15 protein-coding genes and 1 riboswitch are annotated in these 20884 nt (G+C 37.4%); of the genes, 6 read left to right on the top strand and 9 right to left on the bottom strand.

Translation table 11 applies throughout. From position 1 onward, the window contains the following. Nucleotides 1–296: 296 nt before the first annotated feature. Nucleotides 297–3335 (top strand): AsmA family protein, encoded by a 3039-nt coding sequence (locus QM481_RS15080; RefSeq protein WP_283382326.1) that lies wholly within the window; start codon nucleotides 297–299, stop codon nucleotides 3333–3335. Nucleotides 3336–3384: 49 nt separating this feature from the next. On the opposite strand, the gene QM481_RS15075 is transcribed toward QM481_RS15080, so the two are convergent. From QM481_RS15075 to QM481_RS15045, 7 genes are all read right to left on the bottom strand, one after another. Then, the gene (locus tag QM481_RS15075; protein WP_283345546.1) at nucleotides 3385–4461 is read right to left on the bottom strand and encodes a CHC2 zinc finger domain-containing protein; all 1077 of its coding nucleotides are present in this window, start codon (nucleotides 4459–4461) and stop codon (nucleotides 3385–3387) included. Between the two features lie 144 nt (nucleotides 4462–4605). Next, the gene (atpH, locus tag QM481_RS15070; RefSeq protein WP_095161320.1) at nucleotides 4606–5142 is read right to left on the bottom strand and encodes an ATP synthase F1 subunit delta; all 537 of its coding nucleotides are present in this window, start codon (nucleotides 5140–5142) and stop codon (nucleotides 4606–4608) included. Nucleotides 5143–5187: 45 nt separating this feature from the next. Continuing rightward, on the bottom strand, nucleotides 5188–5682 hold the full coding sequence (gene atpF, locus QM481_RS15065; RefSeq protein ID WP_095161319.1) for a F0F1 ATP synthase subunit B: 495 nt from the start codon (nucleotides 5680–5682) through the stop codon (nucleotides 5188–5190). A 230-nt stretch (nucleotides 5683–5912) separates the two neighbouring features. Then, entirely contained in the window at nucleotides 5913–6158 is a 246-nt protein-coding gene (gene atpE / locus QM481_RS15060; RefSeq protein ID WP_095161318.1) for an ATP synthase F0 subunit C, read from the bottom strand. Nucleotides 6159–6334: 176 nt separating this feature from the next. After that, entirely contained in the window at nucleotides 6335–7429 is a 1095-nt protein-coding gene (atpB, locus tag QM481_RS15055) for a F0F1 ATP synthase subunit A (protein ID WP_283382325.1), read from the bottom strand. Nucleotides 7430–7536: 107 nt separating this feature from the next. Then, nucleotides 7537–7899, bottom strand: a complete 363-nt coding sequence (locus QM481_RS15050; RefSeq protein ID WP_166549967.1) for a hypothetical protein — start codon at nucleotides 7897–7899, stop codon at nucleotides 7537–7539. Nucleotides 7900–8098: 199 nt separating this feature from the next. Then, entirely contained in the window at nucleotides 8099–10612 is a 2514-nt protein-coding gene (locus QM481_RS15045) for a TonB-dependent receptor plug domain-containing protein (RefSeq protein ID WP_283382324.1), read from the bottom strand. A gap of 236 nt (nucleotides 10613–10848) precedes the next feature. Continuing rightward, nucleotides 10849–10966, top strand: a riboswitch (SAM riboswitch). A 114-nt stretch (nucleotides 10967–11080) separates the two neighbouring features. Between QM481_RS15045 and QM481_RS15040 the strand changes: the two genes are divergently transcribed. Both QM481_RS15040 and QM481_RS15035 read left to right on the top strand, forming a co-directional pair. After that, entirely contained in the window at nucleotides 11081–11323 is a 243-nt protein-coding gene (locus QM481_RS15040) for a hypothetical protein (RefSeq protein ID WP_283382323.1), read from the top strand. Nucleotides 11324–11454: 131 nt separating this feature from the next. Then, entirely contained in the window at nucleotides 11455–12552 is a 1098-nt protein-coding gene (locus QM481_RS15035; RefSeq protein WP_166549963.1) for a homoserine O-acetyltransferase family protein, read from the top strand. Between the two features lie 115 nt (nucleotides 12553–12667). Here QM481_RS15035 and QM481_RS15030 read toward each other — a convergent pair whose 3' ends face one another. Continuing rightward, nucleotides 12668–14305 carry an ArnT family glycosyltransferase gene (locus QM481_RS15030; protein WP_283382322.1) on the bottom strand — a complete coding sequence of 546 codons (1638 nt, stop codon included), beginning with the start codon at nucleotides 14303–14305 and terminating at the stop codon, nucleotides 12668–12670. A 117-nt stretch (nucleotides 14306–14422) separates the two neighbouring features. Next, nucleotides 14423–16558: a type IX secretion system periplasmic lipoprotein PorW/SprE gene (gene porW, locus QM481_RS15025; protein WP_283382321.1), complete on the bottom strand. Its 2136-nt coding sequence runs from the start codon at nucleotides 16556–16558 to the stop codon at nucleotides 14423–14425. 313 nt (nucleotides 16559–16871) lie between these two features. Here porW and QM481_RS15020 point away from each other — a divergent pair, with 313 nt between their 5' ends. The 3 genes from QM481_RS15020 to rodA all read left to right on the top strand — a co-directional run bounded on the left by QM481_RS15020 (nucleotide 16872) and on the right by rodA (nucleotide 20812). Next, nucleotides 16872–17081: an AtpZ/AtpI family protein gene (locus QM481_RS15020; RefSeq protein ID WP_095161649.1), complete on the top strand. Its 210-nt coding sequence runs from the start codon at nucleotides 16872–16874 to the stop codon at nucleotides 17079–17081. A 309-nt stretch (nucleotides 17082–17390) separates the two neighbouring features. Continuing rightward, nucleotides 17391–19430, top strand: coding sequence for a penicillin-binding transpeptidase domain-containing protein (locus QM481_RS15015; RefSeq protein WP_283382320.1), 2040 nt, complete (start codon nucleotides 17391–17393; stop codon nucleotides 19428–19430). A 92-nt stretch (nucleotides 19431–19522) separates the two neighbouring features. Next, nucleotides 19523–20812, top strand: a complete 1290-nt coding sequence (rodA, locus tag QM481_RS15010; RefSeq protein WP_095161309.1) for a rod shape-determining protein RodA — start codon at nucleotides 19523–19525, stop codon at nucleotides 20810–20812. The last annotated feature ends 72 nt before the right edge of the window (nucleotides 20813–20884 follow it).

Here is a 20884-nt window from a genome sequence, read left to right as displayed (position 1 = left end):
TGGTTTTAACCTGATACTTCCTTAGACGCAAACATTGCGTCTCTACAAGTAAAAATAATCACTCATTCGCCAATCACTAATTCACTAAATATCGAGCGTCCATTTGCTCAATTAACTCACAATTTTTAACTTATGATTCGTTGTAAAGTAATAGTGCTTCAATTATTCAGTATCACTATAGGCAAAATTTAGTCCTTTTATTCATTTTGCCTAAGGTTTATGGCTTCTTGCCTAACACATAATCATTATTACTTACTTTGCATGTACAACGAAGTACATGTTTTTATCTAACAACTATGAAAAAGCTAAGCCTTACCCTATTGGCCGTCTTAACAGGATTGTTAGGTCTTGCCTATACCTTACCCTATTTTTTTAAGGATCAGATTCAGGAACAAGTCAATAAAGCCATTATCAAACAGGTAAAGGGTAAAGTTTATTACTCAGACTTGAACCTATCTTTGTTTCGTCATTTTCCCTACTTGGCTATCACTATCGAAGATTTTGGAATCGTTGGTCTTGCCCCATTTTCTCAGGATACGTTAGCTCAGGCTAAAGGTTTTGGGCTATCTTTTGATGTAATGAGTTTAATCAAAGGACAAAAAATCATACAAAACATCCGCCTAGAGCAACCTAAGATTTACGTCAAAATCCTAAAAAATGGTCAGGCGAATTATGACATTTTTGTGCCTTCTAAAGATACAGGTACTACTTCAGAAAAACCTTCGGAAGGGGTTCAGTTACAAATCCAAAATTGGCAAATTGTAAAAGGAACGATTTTATACAAAGACCTTCAAAAAGACTCGGAAATACTGCTGACAGATATTGAACACAATGGTAGTGGCGATATCAACAAACAGATTTTTGACTTGGCTACCAATACTGAAATCAATCAGGCCTCGGTAGTTTGGGAAGGGAAAAACTATTTTAGCCAACGTAAGCTAGCATGGCAATCATTAATTCAGGTTGATCAATCTGCCAAAAGTTATTCTTTTCAAGATACTCGCATTCGTCTCAACGATTTTGAATTATCGTTTTCAGGAAAAGTTCAACAACAGGATTCTACCTACACGATGAATGTAGCATTTCAGACTCCTGAAACTAATTTTAAAAATCTGGTTTCACTCGTTCCTATGATTTATCAAAATCAGTTTGATGCGTTGAAAGCAGAGGGAGATATTCAGTGTACTGGACAAGTGAAGGGGTTATATGCTTCTCAATCAATTCCGTCATTCCATTTGAATGTACAGGTAAAAAATGGCAGTTTCCAATATCCTTCTCTTCCAACTGGCGTTAGTCAGGTTTGGGTAGATTGCGACATTAACAACACCAGTAATCAACTTGATAGTACTCAAATTGCTCTTAATCGTTTTGATTTATACTTTGGTAAAAATCCTATCAAAGCAAAAGCTAAAATCAAGGGGCTATCTCGCAGTATCATTGATGCTGACGTAAAGGGTGAGTTTCAGCTAGAAGAACTCACAAAATTATTCCCTATCGAAGGTACTCAGCTGAAAGGTCGCTTTGGTGTTGATCTTCATAGTAAAGGCACGTATGACTCACTTACAGGGCAATTTCCTGTAACAAATGCTCAAATGCTTTTAGAAAATGGGTATATCCTTTCAAAGCAATTTGCCAAGCCCATTGAAGATATTCACTTTAAAGCAAACTTAACCAACCAAGACGGAACACTTAAAAATAGCCTATTAGCAATTCAGGAAGCAACTTTTCATGTTTTAGATGAAACTTTCCAAGCTAAAGGTTCGGTACAAGACTTTGATGCATTTAAGTGGGATATCACTGCTAAAGGCAAGCTTGATTTAACACAAATCACAAAGATTTTTCCTGTAGAAAACACAACACTCAAAGGCAAAATCGATGCAGATATTCGTACGCAAGGGAATCTCAAAGATTTGAAAGCGAAACGATATGGTAGTTTGAATACAAATGGACAAATGGCTGTATCCAATTTTGAATACCGTTCAAAAGAATTACCACAAGGTATTAAAATCGATCAAGGACAAGCGAAGCTTTCTCCCAACAGTCTTACTATTACTCAGTCCAAAGGATATCTAGGAAGTAGTGATTTCGAGGCAACAGGTACGATGAATAACTACATGGCTTATGCACTTACGAATGATGTTTTGAAAGGAAATTTTCAGGTCAAATCAAATCATTTTAATGTCAATGAATGGATGAGTTCTGAGCCCAAAGCCACTACTTCGGGTCAAGCACCAAATCCCAATGCACATCCTAGTGTCGTGGAGGTTCCTAAAAACCTACAATTAAGCCTCAATACACAAGCTAACGAGATTGTTTATGACAAAATGGCCATGAATAATGCAAAAGGGATTATCAGAATCAATAACGGTACTATTCGTCTTGAAAATACCAATTTTGATGCATTAGGAGGACGTTTTGCCACAACAGGTAGCTATGACCCAAGTGATATTTCACACCCTAAATTTGATTTTGGATTAAATTTGGAGAAAGTAAATTTCACGGAGGCTTATCAGCATTTAAGTGTCGTGAAATACCTTATGCCTTTAGCGCAGTTTATGGTTGGAGAGGTATCTTCTCAATTTAAAATCAATGGTGAGTTAACACAAGATATGATGCCGAATTTTGCCACATTAAACGGTTCAGGTTTATTAAAACTCTTGAAAGCAAGCTTACAAAATAGTCCATTAATCGAAAAGTTAGTAGCAAATACGAAATTGACCCAATTAAAAGACCTGCAATTGAACAATGCACTTATGCAGGTTCAAATCGACCACGGTACTCTAAAAATTAAGCCATTTACTGTTAAGTGGAATGACTATGCAGTTAATATTGGCGGACAACATGGCATCGTTGGCGATATGGACTACAAATTAGCCTTCGATATACCTAGTGGCAAAGCTGGACAAAGCTTTAATAATTTATTCACACAATGGACAGGAAAAGCCCTGAATAATGTTCCTAGAGTCAAGTTTGATTTGTCATTAATAGGCACGCTAAAATCGCCTATTGTCCGTTTTGATAACAGCAGTACAGCACAAAATTTGAAAGATGCTGTTACCTCCGAAATCAAATCTCAAATTGATAATGCCAAAAATCAAGCAGTCCAACAAGCGGAAGATTTACTAAAGGCAGAAAAAGAAAAGCTTTTAAAAGAAGCACAGGATAAGCTTAAAACAGGTCAAGGAGATATTCAAGCGCAAGCCAAGGCAACGGCAGATAGCTTGAAAAAAGCAGCCTTAGAAAGAGCCAAAAAGCTATTAGAAAGTCAGAAGAAAGGAGTACTTGATGGTATTTTCAAAAAACCTCAACCTGCCAAAAAAGACTCAACAAAGTAATAAGTAATCCGAAAGCACTACGATGCTTTCGGATTTTTAGTTTTTCATCTTAGAAAAGGTTTAACTGTTCATTACTACCCAATTTATCGGTATAATAGTCATTTACGTCTTTGTACTCGTCAGGAAGTTGTTTTCGCGAACAAGTAAGTCCAAAGTGGCTAAATATCTTCTCTAGTTCATCGGCGGCTTTATGTCCAGCCTTATCATTGTCCAGATAAAAAATCACATTCGCACGCTTAAATAGTTTTGCCCAGTCTTTCTTGAAAACATTAGCTGTTCCTAAACTTACGGCAGTTTTGCCCGCCTGCACCAATCGCATACAATCAAAAGCTCCTTCGGTAATATAAACATCTTGGTCTAGTTTGATTTTGTCTAAAGCATCAGCATTAAATAAGGTAAGAGGATGTTTGTACAAAAACTGATAACGTCCGTGCCCTTCGGGCGGTGGACCTAATACGCGCCCTTGAAGATACACAATCCTACCATTTCGGTAGTACGGAATAATCAAGGGGTGTGCATAGAAGATTAAGTTATTCTTATCGTTAAAAAGCCCTGATTCTTGCAAGTCTAGCGTCGAGAAACGTTGTTTAAGATACCAACTTACATTTGCATAATCTTTAACCATAAAAAGCCTAAAATCCTGAATTGTTTTATCCGTAAATCCTCTTGACTTTATATATTCCAGACCCGATTTGGATAGCTCGTTGGAGGGTTGCTGCAAACAACAATCTCTGAAAGCCTCATAAATCTGGGAGTGTATTTCTTCTACAGGCTTTTCTTTCTCTTGTAACTTTTTGACATCTACAGTTTGTAATGTATTCTTTGCAGGAAGAGGTTTAGCACTTTTCTGATACTGTTGAGGCGAATATCCAGACAAATACGTCTGAGCCATCGTTTGAATTGTATCTTTAATACTCAACTGTCGAATTTCAGAAAATAGCGTAATAGAGTTACCCGTCTTGGCGCAGCCAAAACAGTAAAAACTATTGGTATGCGGATACAATACCAAAGATGGGGTATTTTCCTCATGAAAAGGGCAAACCATACGATTGCGGTTTACCTCCAATCCTAGATCTTGCGCTACCTCTAATATCGAAACCTGACTTAATTCGTCTAGAACTGTCATCGTGTTGGGGATGATTTAGAATTTTGAAGAAAAACAAAAGACATTCAGCCTCTATTAATTTTACCTCAAATATAAAAAAACGACAGCCTCCGTGAATCACAGAAGCTGTCGTTTTTGATATTAATAAGTACTTTCTTTCTAAAACTATTGAAGGAAAGATACTTTCAAGTCGTTTAATCTTGCTTTTACTGAAGTATCGATTTGACGGTCGTTGATACGAAGTACATAACCACCAATCAATTCAGGGTTCACTTTTTCAACCAATTCAACAGTCTTACCTGTAGCTTCAGTTACCAAACGAATAAATTCTGCTTTTTGAGCATCTGTCAAAGGAGATACCGTAGTAACCTCAGCTTTTTGGATACCTTTATAGAGAGCATATTGACGTTGGAACTCTTCAGCGATAGCAGGAAGAAGTTTTTCACGGTTTTTCTTAGTGATAATTTCAAAAATCGAAAACGTTACAGGGTCAACTTTATCTTTGAAGATAGCAGTCAAAATACCTAATTTCTGTAAGTGTTTTACGATTGGGCTTTTCAAGGTTAAAACAAGCTGGCGGTTTTCGTCGCAAACTTGGTCGAAGAATTTCATATCTTCATGAACTTTTTCAACTACACCTTTTTCAGCGGCCAAACCAATCAATGATTTAGCATATCGGAAAGCTACACTTTGTTCTGACATTTCTCTTTACGCTTTGAGTTGCGAGCTGTTAAGCTCATCACTGAATTAGTTTAATTTAGCATCAGATAATAAATCCGTAACCAATTTCTCTTGTGCAGAGCGATCTGCCAATTGAGTACGAAGAATTTTCTCAGCAATTTCCAATGAAAGAGCAGCAGTCTCTTTCTTGATTGAAGCTACAGCACTAGCTTTTTCTTGTTCGAACGCTACGCGAGCTTTTTCGATTTCAGCGCTAGCTGCTTTTTGAGCTTCAGCTTTAGCATCAGCAATCATTTTATCAGAAGCTTCTTTTGCAGCTTTCAAGATACCATCACGTTCAGCACGAGCCTCAACCAACAACTTTTCGTTACCAGCTTTCAACTCAATCATTTCTTCACGAGTTTTTGCAGCTAAAGCCAAAGCGCTTTCGATAGACTCTTCACGCTCATGCAAAGAAGCAATGATTGGTTTCCAAGCGAATTTTGCTAACACGAAGAACAAAAGGCCGAAAACTACCAACTGCCAAAAGATCAGACCTAAATCAGGAGTAAGTAATTCCATATTAAATAAATGTTTTTGCGATTGAAAAGCATTTCTTGTATTGTGTAATTAGGAAGTGCTTTTATCAGGGTTTACTATATGATTTGGAAAATGAATTTTCTCAAAAAACTTCGTGCTATCGGCCTAATGCGTAATAACACGAAGATAATTTTGTGCTATATCAAAATAGAATGAGATAGAAACTAATTTTCAATCAAACGGCTATTCCGATATCCTTGGTTAGCTACGAATTATTTGTTAGCTACCAAGAAGCAAATAACTGCTGCGAAAAGAGCAACCGCTTCAACGAAAGCAGCTACAACCAACATCGCACCTTGGATCTTGCCAGAAGCTTCTGGTTGACGAGCGATTGATTCCATTGCACGACCACCGATGTTACCGATACCTAAACCAGCACCGATAGCTACTAAACCAGCACCGATACCTGCTAAACCTGTACCTAAAGAAACTTCAGCTAAAATTGACAAAAGTGACATGATTGTTATTTGTTTATGTAAGTGAAAAAAATTATTTACTAATTAAAAATATGAATTTAAGTATTAATGTGCTTTAGGCTATATGCCGTAGGCATTAGGTCAAAAAAAAACTACTATAATATACGAACTTACGCTTAAAGCATATAATAATTCTATTTTGCCCACTAACTTAAATCTTAGTGATGATCATCGTGGTGATGCTCTTCAACTGCTGAACCGATGTAGCTTGCAGTCAACAACGTAAAGATGAATGCTTGCAAGAATGCTACTAACAATTCGATAATGTTCATAAATACTGCAAATGCACTAATTACTGGTGTTACCGTCCAAATCTTCAAGATGAAAATCAAACCAATAAAACTCAACATGATGATGTGACCTGCTGTAATGTTAGCAAACAAACGAATCATCAATGATACTGGCTTTGTAAATACACCGATAATTTCTACTGGAGTTAAGATCACCAACAACCATTTCGGAACGCCAGGCATTGCAAAAATGTGTCCCCAATAAGTGCTTTTACCATTTAAGTTGGTAATCAACAAAGTGAGTACTGATAATACTAATGTTACAGCAATGTTACCTGTTACGTTTGCTCCACCTGGTAATAGACCCAAAAGGTTATTAATCCAAATAAAGAAGAACAATGTTAACAAATACGGAAGGAATCTTCTGTAATGTTTTTCTCCGATGCTGTTTTTAACAACTTCATCACGAATAAAGATGATGATTGGCTCTAACCAAGACTGCAATCCTTTTGGAGCTTTAGTTCCTCTTTCTTTATAAGCGTTACCAACACTAATAAAAATCAAAAGCAACAATACAGCACTAACCAACAAAGAAGCTACGTTTTTGGTAATTGACAAATCCAATACATGAGAACCATCTTCAGCATGCAACTTGCCGTGCTCTAAGATTAATCCTTCATAAGCTACTGGATTTCCGTGCTCATCTTCCAATTTGCTAGAAGAAAATACTTTTACACCATCCTTTGTATAAGCAATCACAGGAAGATGTACACCGATGCCATGTGCAAACTCCCACTTGTGGTCGTCGGCAATGTGGTGCATAATCATGTGACCTAGGTCAACTTTGCCCTCTGCGTGGGCTTCAGCACCTGGAGCATGTTCGGCTGTTGCCTCTACGCCATGAACTGCTACTGTTGAATCAGCCGTAGCGGAAGTTGCTGAGTGATGCTCGGATTGTGCAAATACTGAAGTAGCAAATAAAAATAAAAATGCTACAATATTTGAAAAATATAATTTTCTCATCTCGACGTGGGGGATGAACGTATAATGGTTTATGATTTTGACTTTCTTATTCGTATGCTTTACTCCACCTGAAAATCAACAACTTATACTAATTATTAACACAGGGCCTATGAAAAGTGTCGCAAGTTACGATACAAATCGTAGATTTCAAAACCTGTGTAACATAAATAGAGTACAAAAAAGTTGCTAATAAATGTATATATGTCAGGAGTGTTCTTATATATGAAGAATCCAATAAATGCTAGACTCAAAATTAAGCGAGCACCAATACTTCCCATGTAAAACTCAATAAAATGCTTTCGGTCGTTGGCAAAACCTTGTTGCATCAATAAATGATTGAAATAGGAAAGTGTGGCATAAAATGCCAACATGAACCACTTATCAGCATGGATATATTCTGATAAACCAATGTATGGAGCCAAAAAGAAGATTAGACCAACTATAACAGTCAGTATGATGATGCGTAACATTGTAGGTTCTGAATTTTTCCGCAAAGATACGTAAAACCTTCATTCAGAAATGAAAAAGGGGAATAAATTACTGCAATTTATTCCCCTTTTATTGTATAAGATTATCTTACGGCTTTGAGCTTTTAGCTATGATATTTAAGTTTAAGGAAATACTGAACCCATAAGCTAATAGCCATGAGCCTAATACCTCTCAAATATACTACCTTACCAAATATTCATTTTGAGCAACACCAACTCGCCCTTGATTTGACATTCCTTCTAATTTGATGTTCATATTACCTTTGGCATCGCTATTCCAGAAGCTTGTTGTGGCTTTACCTGAAGCATCAGTCGTAATATTGGCATTCCAATATAGTGTAGAACGATAGTCTGGACGAACGTGCTCTGGCTTAGCTTGTCCATATTGTGGGGCAAAAAACTCTCTGGTCATGGCATAGCCCATACGCTTCTGAATTTTTACACCATCAATATTAGATTTGCTCCAGTCGTAATTGGCATTCCCTTTTCTTGTCAATACCGAAACAACACCGTTGCCTCCTCTAACACCAAAAATAGAAGCATCTGCTCCTTTCAATACATCGATACTTTCTACATCGCATGGTGGCAAGGTATTAATTACATCACTACTTACTTGCATACCATCAATCAAAAATAGTGGGTCATTAGAGGCATTAATAGATCCTTGACCTCGAATTAATACAGAATAGGTTCCCATACCCGTCTGTATTACCTGAACACCTGGAATTCGACCTTGTAGCATTTGTAAGACACTAAACATACCTCCGCAAAGGGTATCGTCTACTTTTAGGGTATTACTGGCTTGCCCATAAATTTTACGGCTATCTGTTGGCTCTTTTTTGGCCGTTACTGTTACTTCTTGAAGCATTTGTACTTTTTCAGTAATGAGCTTTTTTTCAAGTTCTATGGATTCTCTTGAGTATTTTAAGAACGTCGCAAATGCATTGGGGTCAAAAATTCTCACCTCATTAGGGATTTGGAGAGGTCTTGTTTTGGGTAACGAAAGAGCTTCGTCTATCGTTAGGGTCAAATTACGAGCACCATTAGCCTTTACCGCCTGTAGATACACATCTACACTATCCGTAAAATCTAAGTTATAAAAACCATATCTACCTAATGAATCCACACTTGTCATGGCTATGATAGGGTTTTCTTTAGGCTTTTTCAGCATCAAAGTTAAAGTAAGCTTATCTGTTACTTTGCCATTAGGGCGAAGTGCTTTTCCTGTAATTTCTAATCCTTGCTCAACGAAGTAATCCATTTTTGGTTTGACATCATTCAACATTTGTTGCCAAGTAAATCGGCGCCAACCTTGCGTCATCATTAGCAAGTCAAGGTGTAAATGACGGTTTTCTTGTGTGTTGTCAAAATAATATTGTGGTTGCTCTACAGAGCCCTGTATTTGTTGATAATACTGTCCACTCAACGATTCTTTGACTTCTGAGTTTAGCAACACGTAAGTCAATATATTGTCAGCATAAGGCTCACCTTTTACTTGTGAGGCATCAGTGACTGCTACAGAAAAAGTCCCTTGAACAGGTTTACCTTCGGCGTCTTTTACTTCGATATTCAAATCTACTTCCTCGCGACTTTTATACTCTGTTTTATTCGAAGAAACATTCACTTGTAATGTTCTATTACCATGCTCAACAAATATCAATCTTTCACAAATGGGTAATCCTTCGGGCGAAAATAAAGTAATTTGCACTACCCCATCATCAGGAATTTGATTTTTGGGAATATTTGCAACAAAACTTTTACTTGATTCTGAACCTTTTGCAATCATACAAACTTCTCCCCGTTGTTGCACAATGATAGGAAGTTCTTTTCCTTGTCCAGCAGATTTAGGACTAGAGTTTTGAATATAAAGTCGGATTTTATCCTTATACGTCACATTGTCTACACTCATGATGTAGCCACTTTTTTGAGGTTGGGGTAACTCTTGCTTGATATAGCTACCATCTGATTTTTTTACGTAAGCTGCATATATATTATTAGCTTCAGGATGAAAATTGAACACCCCATGTCCTAAATGAGCTGTGCTAAACACCCCCACAGTGTCTTTATCATTAGCCAAAACGAAACCAGAGGTTTCAACGCCTTTCCCTAATTTATTCACCACTTTGAAGGCTAATCTACTTTCTAGGTTTTCAACCAGATATCCGCCTTCTGGGAAAAAGCTAATAGAAGCTACCTCATTGAGAGCCTGAGCTTTATTCTCATTCATAGAAGACATATTAGTATTTTGCCATACTCGCACATCTTTTTCAAAAAATAGAGATTCTGAAAAGTTTCGCATATAATTGGTGTAGGCTCTTATGCGATAAAGGTCGTTTGCAAGAGTATCTGGCAATTGAATATCACCCACCGAAACGGCCAAAGCTTTGAGAACTTTGTGAACTATCACTTTACCTGTAGCAGGCTGTACCAAATCTACATACAGTACTCGACTCACCGAGTCAACACCATTAGACGAAGCATCGAACAAATAGCCTTTTAGCCACATAGTTTCACCAGCCATGTAATATGGTTTATCCAAATGGAGATACACTTTTTCTTGAGGATACGAATAGCGGTATTTAGTTAAAGTAGCACGAAGTTTTTCATAAACAGGTTGCTCTTGTGCATGTGAGGCGTTTGTAAAACACAGCAGGCTTAATAAAGTAATAAAGCAATAGGTTAAATTGTTTTTCATTGCAATTGGTTTGATTTAGAACGGTAAAATGGTTCGAACTAGCGATTTAAAAAAAGAAAAGCGAAATTACAACGATTTCTTGATGACTGGTAGTGTTTGAGGTGCCACAAATAGTGCTTTTAACCGAGAGCCAATTCTCAAAATGATAAACTCTTTAAGAAACGTTTGCATTTTCGAGATTCTAGCTATTATATTTGCAACATCAAGTCAATTACTCTTCACAAAAGGTAGTAGTTGATTTATAAAGAAGAAGGGAGAGAATAGGCTCTATGAACTTCTGGCAACCTACTGATTCGTAAAGGCAAGGTGCTAATTCCTACCCAATAAATTCATCATTATTGGGAAATATAAACCAATTACGAAACTAATCCAGCTACATTTTTACATTCTGCTGTTCAGTATTCGTCAGGTTTACGATGTATCGTTTCACTGTCACAATTCATTGTGGCTATATGTCTGTACGCATCCATGAAAAAATTTATTCCAATTACCGTAGGCAGCTATCTAGTTGTCCATGGTTATGACGAGCACAATCGAGAAATCATCGAAAGTGTCGAGGTAGAAAAAGCAAGTTTAAAAATTGTAGCAGTCGACCGTATTCAATCTCTGAGCGAAAAATATATTTTAGTTACAGGGGCATTTGGTCGTTTGATGTATTGGGAATATGAGGAGTCTTTTGAGGAGATTTCAGCCAAACTGATGGAGAACTAAAGAAGTTGGGTGCGATGAGTTGTTTCTTTCATTTCTAAGTTAAAAACAATAGCTCGTATCATTTTCAATAACTTCCAACGAAATGTTTTCTTCTTGATTCGTTATTATTATCAAAAACAGCATCTCAATTCGTGTTAAATACGTCAATTTTTAAACATCATGCTCCTTTCAAACTCGAAGCAGGAGGAGTTTTGCCAGAAGTTGAATTAGCTTATCAAGCGCTTGGACAGCTCAATACCGACTGTTCGAACGTGATATGGGTATGCCATGCTTTTACAGGTAGCCAAGATGTAGCAGATTGGTGGCAAGGTTTGGTCGGCAAAGGCAAATTGTTTGACCCTGAACAATACTTTATTATTTGTGTAAATGTACTGGGGTCACATTATGGAAGTACAGGTCCACTTTCGATTAATCCCGTAACTGGCGAGCCATATTTTCATACTTTCCCAACCATTACGATACGTGATATAGTCAACTCATTTGATTTATTGAGAGAGCATTTGGGTATTTCAAAAATCAAAACTTGTGTTGGTGGTTCTTTGGGTGGTCAGCAGGCTGTGGAATGGGCGATTTCTCAACCTGAGCTTATCGAAAATTTGATTTTGATTGCGACTAATGCCCAACATTCTCCTTGGGGAATTGCCTTCAACGAGTCTCAAAGAATGTCTATTGAAGTAGACCCTACTTGGACAGAAAGCCACCCTCTGGCTGGTATTAATGGCATGAAAGCCGCTCGTGCAACAGCTTTGATTTCATATCGTAACTACGAAACTTATGGTGTAACCCAAGCTCGTCGTGAGGAAGGTCTGGACAAAACCTATCGTGCGGTGACCTATCAGCGTTATCAAGGGGAAAAACTAGCCCAACGATTCAATGCTTTTTCGTACTATGTCTTATCACAAGTAATGGACTCGCAAGATGTGGGTCGTGGAAGAGGTGGGGTTATCAATGCGCTTTCGCAAGTCAAAGCCAAAACCTTAGTGATGGGTATTAAATCAGATGCACTATTTCCTATTAATGAGCAAGAATTTTTGGCTAAACATATTCCTGGCGCTACATTTCAGGCTTTGGACTCGTTATATGGCCATGATGGCTTCTTAATAGAAAATGAATTGATTACGAAAGCCATTAAAATTTGGCAGAAATTTATTAAATTGGATGTCAATCCAATGTATTCATTCTTCAAAGCTCTTGAAGACCGTCCGAGAACATTAGTTGCTCATGATTAATGAGTTTTGAATAAAAAGTTACAAGCTAGCAATGGCTTCGAAAAAATTGTTTACTACCTGACTACATATATTTTTCTTTACCAAAAAAGCTGGCATCACTGCCAGCTTTTCCATTTTATTTTCTTTCGTAAAACAAAAATCCGTTTTCCTCTTTGATCAATCGTAGATTAGGGTGTGCTTTCATGGCACTATCTGCTGTAATTTTCATCACAAAATACGCAGGTTTGTCTAAATGAGGTTCATTCAATAAGTAAGCCTCTGTTTTAGGTTTCTGAGGTTGCTTTTGGAAATAGAACAATTGTGCATACGACTTGAATCCTATCGGCTCTACATATACATCTTTACCTTTCAAAGACTCATAAAAACTTATCGCAGCACGTTGAGAATACCCTTCGATTTTACTTACCACTACCGCCGAATAACCAAACAAACATAAAGCCGTGGCGATATACAAACCTCGAATATTGCGCATACTTACCATGACTATTACCGACACAATATAAGCCAAGCCCATGTATTGCTCCCATCCACCCCAAGTAATCTTTGCACTGAGATTTGCTACGGCAAAATCATCTTTGATGTATGGAATCAATTGAGCTGCATACTGACCTACTAATGGTACTGCTGTAAGAGCAATGGCCATCACCAAACCAATAAAGAACAGACCAAAACCCGTGAATTTTGACCACTTCCAATTTCCTGATAGTAAGTTGTTGACATGGTACGCCGCCAAATACGACACAGGAAACCATGCCATTGATGAATAATGAACAATCTTGGTCTTCACAATCGTGAATAAAATCATGACTACCCAAAACAAATAAATCATCCATTTTCTAAAATATTCTCCTTGAGAATTACCCGACCCTGAGGTTCCCAATGCACGAATCGCCAACACTGAAATAGGAAAACAGCCTACTAATACTACCACAAAATGATAATAGAATGGCTGTTCATGTCCAGCATCACCTGTGGTCAATAAGCGAATTTGATACTGAATAAACTCTACAAATAAACCCCATCCATTTTGATAGATAGATAGTCCAAACCAAATACAAGCCACCAAAAAGGCAATAGCAATAGCCGAGAAAAATGGTTTAATCGCATCTTTTAAGAAACTAGCACTAAAACCATTGACTCCCCAAAAAGTAAATACCGTAAGTCCCCATAATAAACCACCGACAGGTCCTTTGGTTAGAATCGCCAAGCCTACAAATAGCCCCGAAAGTAAGCCGCAAGTCTGGCGTTTAGATGTATTTTGATTTGTAGAAACACTTTGTGAGAAATACCAAACGCCCAAAAAGATAAATAGGTTGAAAGTAGGGTCAATAATACCTGATTTAAAATATAAATGTGGCGTAAATGAGCCCAAATATCCCAAAGCCCACAACAAACCAAACTTTTCATTATAGAGTTTTCGTCCGATTCGATAAAAAACCAAAAGGGTAATGATACCAATGATAGCATTTGGGAAGCGAGCACCAAATTCAGGAGCAAATCCAGAATTAGGGTCGAAAACATTAAATGCTTTCATGGCTAAGACCTGCATCCAGAAAAACAAAGGAGGTTTTTCCCAAAATGGCATATAATTAATTTGCACAGTAGCATAATTTCCTGTCAAAATCATTTCTCTTGCTGACTCGGCAAAATTGATTTCGTCCCAGTCAAATAAATGGGAGCTACCAATAAATGGGATAAAAAAAACTGCCCCTAGAGCAGTTATTAATATGTAGGATAAATGTCTTGTTTGCATAATAAATCGTCAATCGCAATGGTGATAACGTTTTGGCAAAAGTAAAAAAAATAATTGTTTCGTCTATACTTTCTAAAAATCGACAGATCAATAATATTCTTTTGCCAAAAGTTAAAACTATGGCTTAGCATTCTTCGCAGCCGCTAAATTCTCTTTTACTAGACCTAACAATTGGCTTTTAGGATAGTCTTTAATAAAGTTGTTCAATGCTTTTACATAACCATCAAAATTTTGAGTTTTAGCTAATAACAACGCTTTCAAAAATGCCAATTTATCCTCTGTATGACTATTGGGATACTCTTTCAAGGCCGTATCCACAAATGACAAAGCATCTGCGAAATTACCTTGTTGATAGTATTGGTATGCTTCGGTGTAAAGTTTTTGAGCCTCTGTTTCTTTGTCTGAACTCAATTCTACAATATTTTCACGACTTAACATTCTTGCAAAATACGAATCGCCAAATTTATCAAAGAGTGATTTTCTGTAGCCTGCTTTTTCTGTTGGATTATTTTCGTGTAATAAATACAAAAAGTACAGTGCCTCTGGTTCATGAATTGAATTTGGGTATTCGGAAAGTAGTTGTTTGAAGGTCGAAATGGATTTCTTAGGCTCATTTAAACTCAACTTAAAGATTTTACCCACTTCAAACATCGCATCTTGTCGTTTGATTTGCGAAGTTTCGAGCGCCTTTGCGCTAAATGGAATCTTGGTTTTCATGAGTGCTTTTTCGGTTGCTAATTCTTTGTCACTTACCCCTTCGATTATATTCTTTGAAGAAGATGTATTTTCAGTGCTTGAAGTATTAAAACTAGCAAAAGATGCGGCATCGTCACGACTACTTCTACGCCAATTGTCTTCCAGAGGTCGATTTCCCCAGCGATTCATAAAATTGGTACGACCTTGACTTACCAACATAGCATTAGAAAAATACCAATCTGTTTTACCTGATGTGGCAAATGGATCCTTAGTTGCTGTGGTAGAGCCAGCTACAATTTCTTTTGCTTTTGCCAAATTAGCCAACTCTTGGGCCTTCTTCAAGCGAATAGCTCTTTCCAAAACTTTATCCAATTCTGCTGGAGTAAGTTTCGAAAGTTTTTGTAAAGAATCCTCTGTTTTGACAATATTCATTTGCTTCACAAACTCTCCAAGTACCTGTTGTTTTTGCTTTACTTTCGCAAAAGCAGCATCAGTATTAGGCAACAGCGACAAGCAACTATCATAATACGCAAAAGCCGTTTCATACTCAGCATATTTGTCATAATACAAATCTGCCAACGTTAAATAGGTATAAGGCAATTGTTTTGTATCCTTGCTGATACTGGCAGATTTTTTCAATAAAGCAATTCCTTTAGCAGTGTTGCCTTGGCGCATTTCTGCCGAGGCCATAGCTTCATAAATTTTATCTGATAAATCTTTGTTCTTGCTATCTTTTAATAATTTATCAAAATTACCTTTCTGATTCATAACCAATGCGCTATTCAACGAGGCATAGAATCTTAAATCGTACGAAGGTCTGTTTTTGGCAACCTTTGTAAAACATTCACTTGATTTAGGAAATTTTTCCAATATCTCATACATCTGACCTGCTACGTAATACAATCTGGCTTTTTGCTCATTTTTAGGAAGCAATGGAAATGTTTCTTCCAAAATAGCCACAGAAGTAGCATATTCCTTTTTAAGTTGATGCAAATACGCTTTGGTTAGATAGAAATTCGCTGTATTATTTTTGTTCAAGTCCTCCTCTCGTAATAACTCAGCAACTCTCAAAGCTGTAGTAAACTCACCTTGTTCGACATAGGCACGCATCAGTCCAATCAGCGCTGCCTGACGAGCGTCATCATCTTCGGCTGTTGTATTGACATATTTAAATGTTTCTATCGCATTTTTATAATCTTCTTGTATTAAGCGAGCTTGCCCTATGAGTACATAGGCATCGTCGAGCCAACGAGAGTTTTGATGTCTTTCTGCCACCATTGAAGCCTTTTTGATAACGGCCGCCAGTTCTGATGACACCGTACTGGCTACTGCCGAGTCGAGAGGCAATAACACAGGAAGTATTTGAGAGTAATTATCGTGACGGTCTTCAAAGAGCTTTTTTTCGGCCTCAAACAATTTTTGATTAGCCTGAAAAAGCGCGTTGTATTTGGCATTAAGATTATGGAAGCCCACGCTGATAGGCGAAGAGCTATACTGTGAGCATCCTCCTATGCACAAAAATATGGCAAGTACTAAAAGTAACGGTATTCTATTCATGTGAAGTAGCTATGCAGAAAAACTACAATGATTTGATTGATTCACCATCCAAAATACAAATATAGGTCAATTTGATGGTTCTTAAGATAAGATTCAAAGTACTCAAAACAATACCACGAGTCAACAGCACAAATCTATCTTGAATAACAAGGGGTTTAACGCAAAATAACGAGATTTTATTATCAGATTCCGTGCCAATTAAGTATTTTTGTTACAGGTATATAAAACATTCGTTCTTGGATTTTTTAATTGTAATCCTACGGAAAAATACCATTTCATTTTCGACGTCGAACAACCTTTTTTCTTTACTTTCATGTCAAACGATTCGCCAAATTCCAACAAGTACATGCGCTATATGGGAGCAGGAAGCCAAATGCTTATCACCATTGCGAGTGGCGTACTGTTAGGTAACTGGCTTGATAAGACCTTCCATACTACCACTCCTTGGTATTCTATTGGCTGTTCGTTGCTATTCATTTTTGCTGCGATTTATTTATTAATTCGTAGTCTTCCTAAAGAATAATATCATTCGGCAAAATTATGTTTTGATTCTCAATGAGTTTGTTGACAAATTATTGAAAAACAGCAAATTTTGCACTTTAATTATGTTTCTTCAGATAGTTTTTTCCGTTTAAACTATAAAACAGGTCTGTTTTTGTTTAAATGAATATTTCTTATTTGATGAGCAGATAACAGCCAAGCTTTTACTCAAAATACAAAAACAGTAATAGTTAGTAGATTATTTACAGATTGGTTAGCTATTAAAAGCCAGTCAAATTTTCCTGAAAGTAGAAAACATTTTCTATATATCCCTAAAATCATATTAAAGCCAGTGGACGAGATTAGAAAGAGATTTATCCAAGGATTCATTATCCTTATTGCCATACTTTACATCGGAAGGCTATTTTATTTGCAGGTTATTGACGAGACTTACAAGTTAGATGCTCAAAACAATGCTATTCGTAAAATTGTACAAGTTCCTTTCAGAGGGTTAATTTATGACCGCAACAAAAAGTTGATTGTCTATAACACCCCTGTGTATGATCTGTACATTACGCCCAAAAAAGCACATGTTCAGGATACTTTAAAATTCTGTAGACTTTTTGACATTACCCGCAGTGAGTTTGATAGCTTGACTCATTTGGCAAGAATTTACTCACCTGTACGCCCTTCTTTATTTTTACGTCAGCTTTCCAAGGAAGAATATGCTCGCGTGCAAGATGCTATGGTAGACTACCCAGGGTTTTCTTTCCAGATTAGTTCTTTGCGTACTTATCAGTCAAAAGGTATGGCAAATGCCTTAGGGTATGTTGGCGAAATTAGTCCTGAGCGTCTCTTGAAAGAACAAGAAAAAGGTAACGAATACTACCGACAAGGAGATTATGTAGGGGTTACTGGTCTTGAAAGATTTTATGAAGATGAACTACGTGGACAACGTGGCGAAAAATATGTGATGGTCAATAGCCGTGGCGTAGAAAAAGGGCCATTCAAAAATGGAGAATTTGATAGAGAACCTGTAGCTGGCAAAAATTTAATTTCGTCTGTAGATATTGCCTTACAAGATTTTGCTGATAGTTTGATGCAACACAAAGTAGGAAGTGTTGTGGCAATTGAGCCGTCTTCTGGCGAAATCTTGGCGATGGTGTCAGCACCTACTTATGACCCAAGTAAGCTATCGGGAAGGACTTTCTCGAAATATTTCCAAACACTCAACCTTGACCCATTGCACCCGCTTATCAACCGCCCACCAAGTGCTTATTATCGCCCTGGCTCGACTTTCAAATTGATTCAGGCCTTGATTGGTTTGCAGTTAGGAGTAATCAGCCCAAGTACAGGGTTTGGTCACGCAGGTGTACCAATGAAGTGTCACTGTGGGGGAACGTCTTCATCGATTCAGTTAGGTATCAAAAATTCTTGTAACCCTTATTTTTATAATGTTTTCAAAAGAATTATTTATAACAATAAGGAGCAAAATCTTTTCAAAAAATCGGCTGTTGGTCTTCAACGCTGGAATGATATGGCTAGCAAGTTTGGTATTGGGCAAGAATTAGGCATTGATTTACCAAACGAAACAAAAGGAAAACTTCCGAGCGTCGAATATTACGACAAAGTGTATAAAGGTCCTCTTCGTTGGAAATTTTCTAATATCTACTCTGTGGGTATTGGTGAAGGGGAAATTGTTATTAACCCACTCAAAATGGCGAATGTTGCCGCTATCATTGCCAACAGAGGTTGGTATGTTCGTCCGCACTTAGTAAAAGGTATTAACGAAATCGGAAACATAGACAACAAATATAAAGAGCATATTTCTGCGGGTATTGACCGTCGCCATTTCGAACCTGTTATCGAAGGAATGGTTGGTGCTGTAAATGCAGGTACTGTAGCAGCTGAAGCACGCCTAAGCGATATTCAGATTTGTGGTAAAACAGGTACATCTCAAAATAAACATGGTCAAGACCATGCCATCTTCATTGCTTTTGCGCCAAGAGAAAACCCTAAAATTGCCATTGCAGTATTTATTGAAAATGCTGGTTTTGGGGGAACGCACTCCGCTCCTATTGCATCGCTTTGTATCGAAAAATACTTGAAGGGTAAAGTAGAACGCAAAGCTATGGAAACTCGATGGATGAATAAAAGCTATCTGGCCAATGTGTTGAGTGCCAAAAATGCTTCAGCCAGACCTAATAAAGAGGTAAAAGCTACAGTTGAAAAAGATTCGACAATCGAAGACTATCAATTACGCAATCTGAAAGAAGAGCTATTTAAACTAGATCAGGCAAATAAACCAAAAGCGCCTGTATTCAAGATTCCGATGCAGCCACAAGCAGTTTTACCTAAAAATCAGAAAATTGCACCGAAAAAAACACACTAGGATTTAATGAGTAATTAGGATAGTAAGAAAGATTTCAAGCCTTTACTCAAGTGTACCAAACAAATTGATTTAGCATTTCTAAGAATAAGACCTTGAAAAGAGAAGAACAAATATCGCGAAACCTCGACTGGGTGACCGTATTAATATATATACTTTGTGTTGTGGCTGGCTGGCTCAATATTTATGCCGCAATTTATAATCCTGAGCACCCAATTTGGATTTTTGATGACGGTTTCTTTGATACCAATTCAGGTAAACAACTTATTTGGATTGGAACAACCGTTTTGCTCATTATTGCAATTTTAGTAATCGACCATCGTTTTTACGATACTTTTGCGTTCCCTATTTATGGATTTTTCCTATTTATGTTGTTGGCAGTACTTGTAGTAGGAACAGAAGTAAAAGGCTCACACTCTTGGTTTAGAATTGGTTCTTTTCAGTTACAGCCCGCCGAGTTCTCCAAGATGGCAACCTGTCTGGCACTGGCAAAATATTTGAGCACACCACTAACTAATCTATCCAGATTCAAAGACCAGCTCAATGTGGCAATCATCATTGCGATTCCTCCAATCTTGATTCTAGCATCTAACGAAACTGGCGTTGCTTTGGTTTTTGCTTCATTTTTGATTCTATTGTATCGTGAAGGACTTCCAGGCATGTATCCTGCTATTTTCTTGGCGGTAGTAACCTTATTTATTTTATCTCTTATTTTTGAAGAATGGCAGATTTATATCGGCTTGGCTGTAGTATCTGCTTTGGTCGTTTGGGCAATGCCTCGTTATGAACGCAAAACCAAAAATATTTTAGCCATTTTAGGTGTTGCCTTTTGCATGGGTCTGTTTGTGACAGGTGTAGATTGGGCTATTAACAATGTACTAAAAGAACACCAGCGCAATCGTATTCGAGTATTAGTTGATCCTGATTTTGACCGTAAAAAGACAGGTTATAATGTTCGTCAGGCCAAAATTGCGATTGGCTCGGGTGGGTTGCTTGGTAAAGGATATTTGCAGGGAACACAAACTAAGTTTGACTTTGTACCCGAACAAAGTACCGACTTCATTTTCTGTACTGTAGGTGAAGAGTTTGGTTTTGCAGGAAGCTTAACCGTTGTTGGTTTATTTATTGGCTTGATGCTACGGCTTATTTATCTCGCAGACCGACAGAAATCCCGATTTGCACGAGTCTACGGCTATGGGGTCGTCTCCATCATATTTTTCCACTTTCTCGTCAACATCGGAATGACTATCGGTTTGATGCCAGTAATTGGGATTCCGCTTCCATTTTTTAGTTATGGAGGCTCTTCACTTTGGTCGTTTTCTATTTTACTATTTATTTTTCTCAAATTAGACGCCCATCGTTCGCAAATGCTTTCAAGATGGTAAAATAGCACTTCATACAAAAACTACCGATTATCTAGATAATCGGTAGTTTTTTTGTTATAGACTATTAAAATT

This window comes from Flectobacillus rivi (assembly GCF_030056655.1).
Taxonomy (GTDB): domain Bacteria; phylum Bacteroidota; class Bacteroidia; order Cytophagales; family Spirosomataceae; genus Flectobacillus; species Flectobacillus rivi.
This window is presented reverse-complemented; position numbering and strand designations above follow the sequence as displayed.

Bases quoted from the DNA above. Each gene is read 5' to 3' on its own strand.
- QM481_RS15080 (WP_283382326.1), top strand. From the start codon at position 297: ATGAAAAAGCTAAGCCTTACCCTATTGGCCGTCTTAACAGGATTGTTA.
- QM481_RS15075 (WP_283345546.1), bottom strand. From the start codon at position 4,461: ATGACAGTTCTAGACGAATTAAGTCAGGTTTCGATATTAGAGGTAGCG.
- atpH (WP_095161320.1), bottom strand. From the start codon at position 5,142: ATGTCAGAACAAAGTGTAGCTTTCCGATATGCTAAATCATTGATTGGT.
- atpF (WP_095161319.1), bottom strand. From the start codon at position 5,682: ATGGAATTACTTACTCCTGATTTAGGTCTGATCTTTTGGCAGTTGGTA.
- atpE (WP_095161318.1), bottom strand. From the start codon at position 6,158: ATGTCACTTTTGTCAATTTTAGCTGAAGTTTCTTTAGGTACAGGTTTA.
- atpB (WP_283382325.1), bottom strand. From the start codon at position 7,429: ATGAGAAAATTATATTTTTCAAATATTGTAGCATTTTTATTTTTATTT.
- QM481_RS15050 (WP_166549967.1), bottom strand. From the start codon at position 7,899: ATGTTACGCATCATCATACTGACTGTTATAGTTGGTCTAATCTTCTTT.
- QM481_RS15045 (WP_283382324.1), bottom strand. From the start codon at position 10,612: ATGAAAAACAATTTAACCTATTGCTTTATTACTTTATTAAGCCTGCTG.
- QM481_RS15040 (WP_283382323.1), top strand. From the start codon at position 11,081: ATGAAAAAATTTATTCCAATTACCGTAGGCAGCTATCTAGTTGTCCAT.
- QM481_RS15030 (WP_283382322.1), bottom strand. From the start codon at position 14,305: ATGCAAACAAGACATTTATCCTACATATTAATAACTGCTCTAGGGGCA.
- porW (WP_283382321.1), bottom strand. From the start codon at position 16,558: ATGAATAGAATACCGTTACTTTTAGTACTTGCCATATTTTTGTGCATA.
- QM481_RS15020 (WP_095161649.1), top strand. From the start codon at position 16,872: ATGTCAAACGATTCGCCAAATTCCAACAAGTACATGCGCTATATGGGA.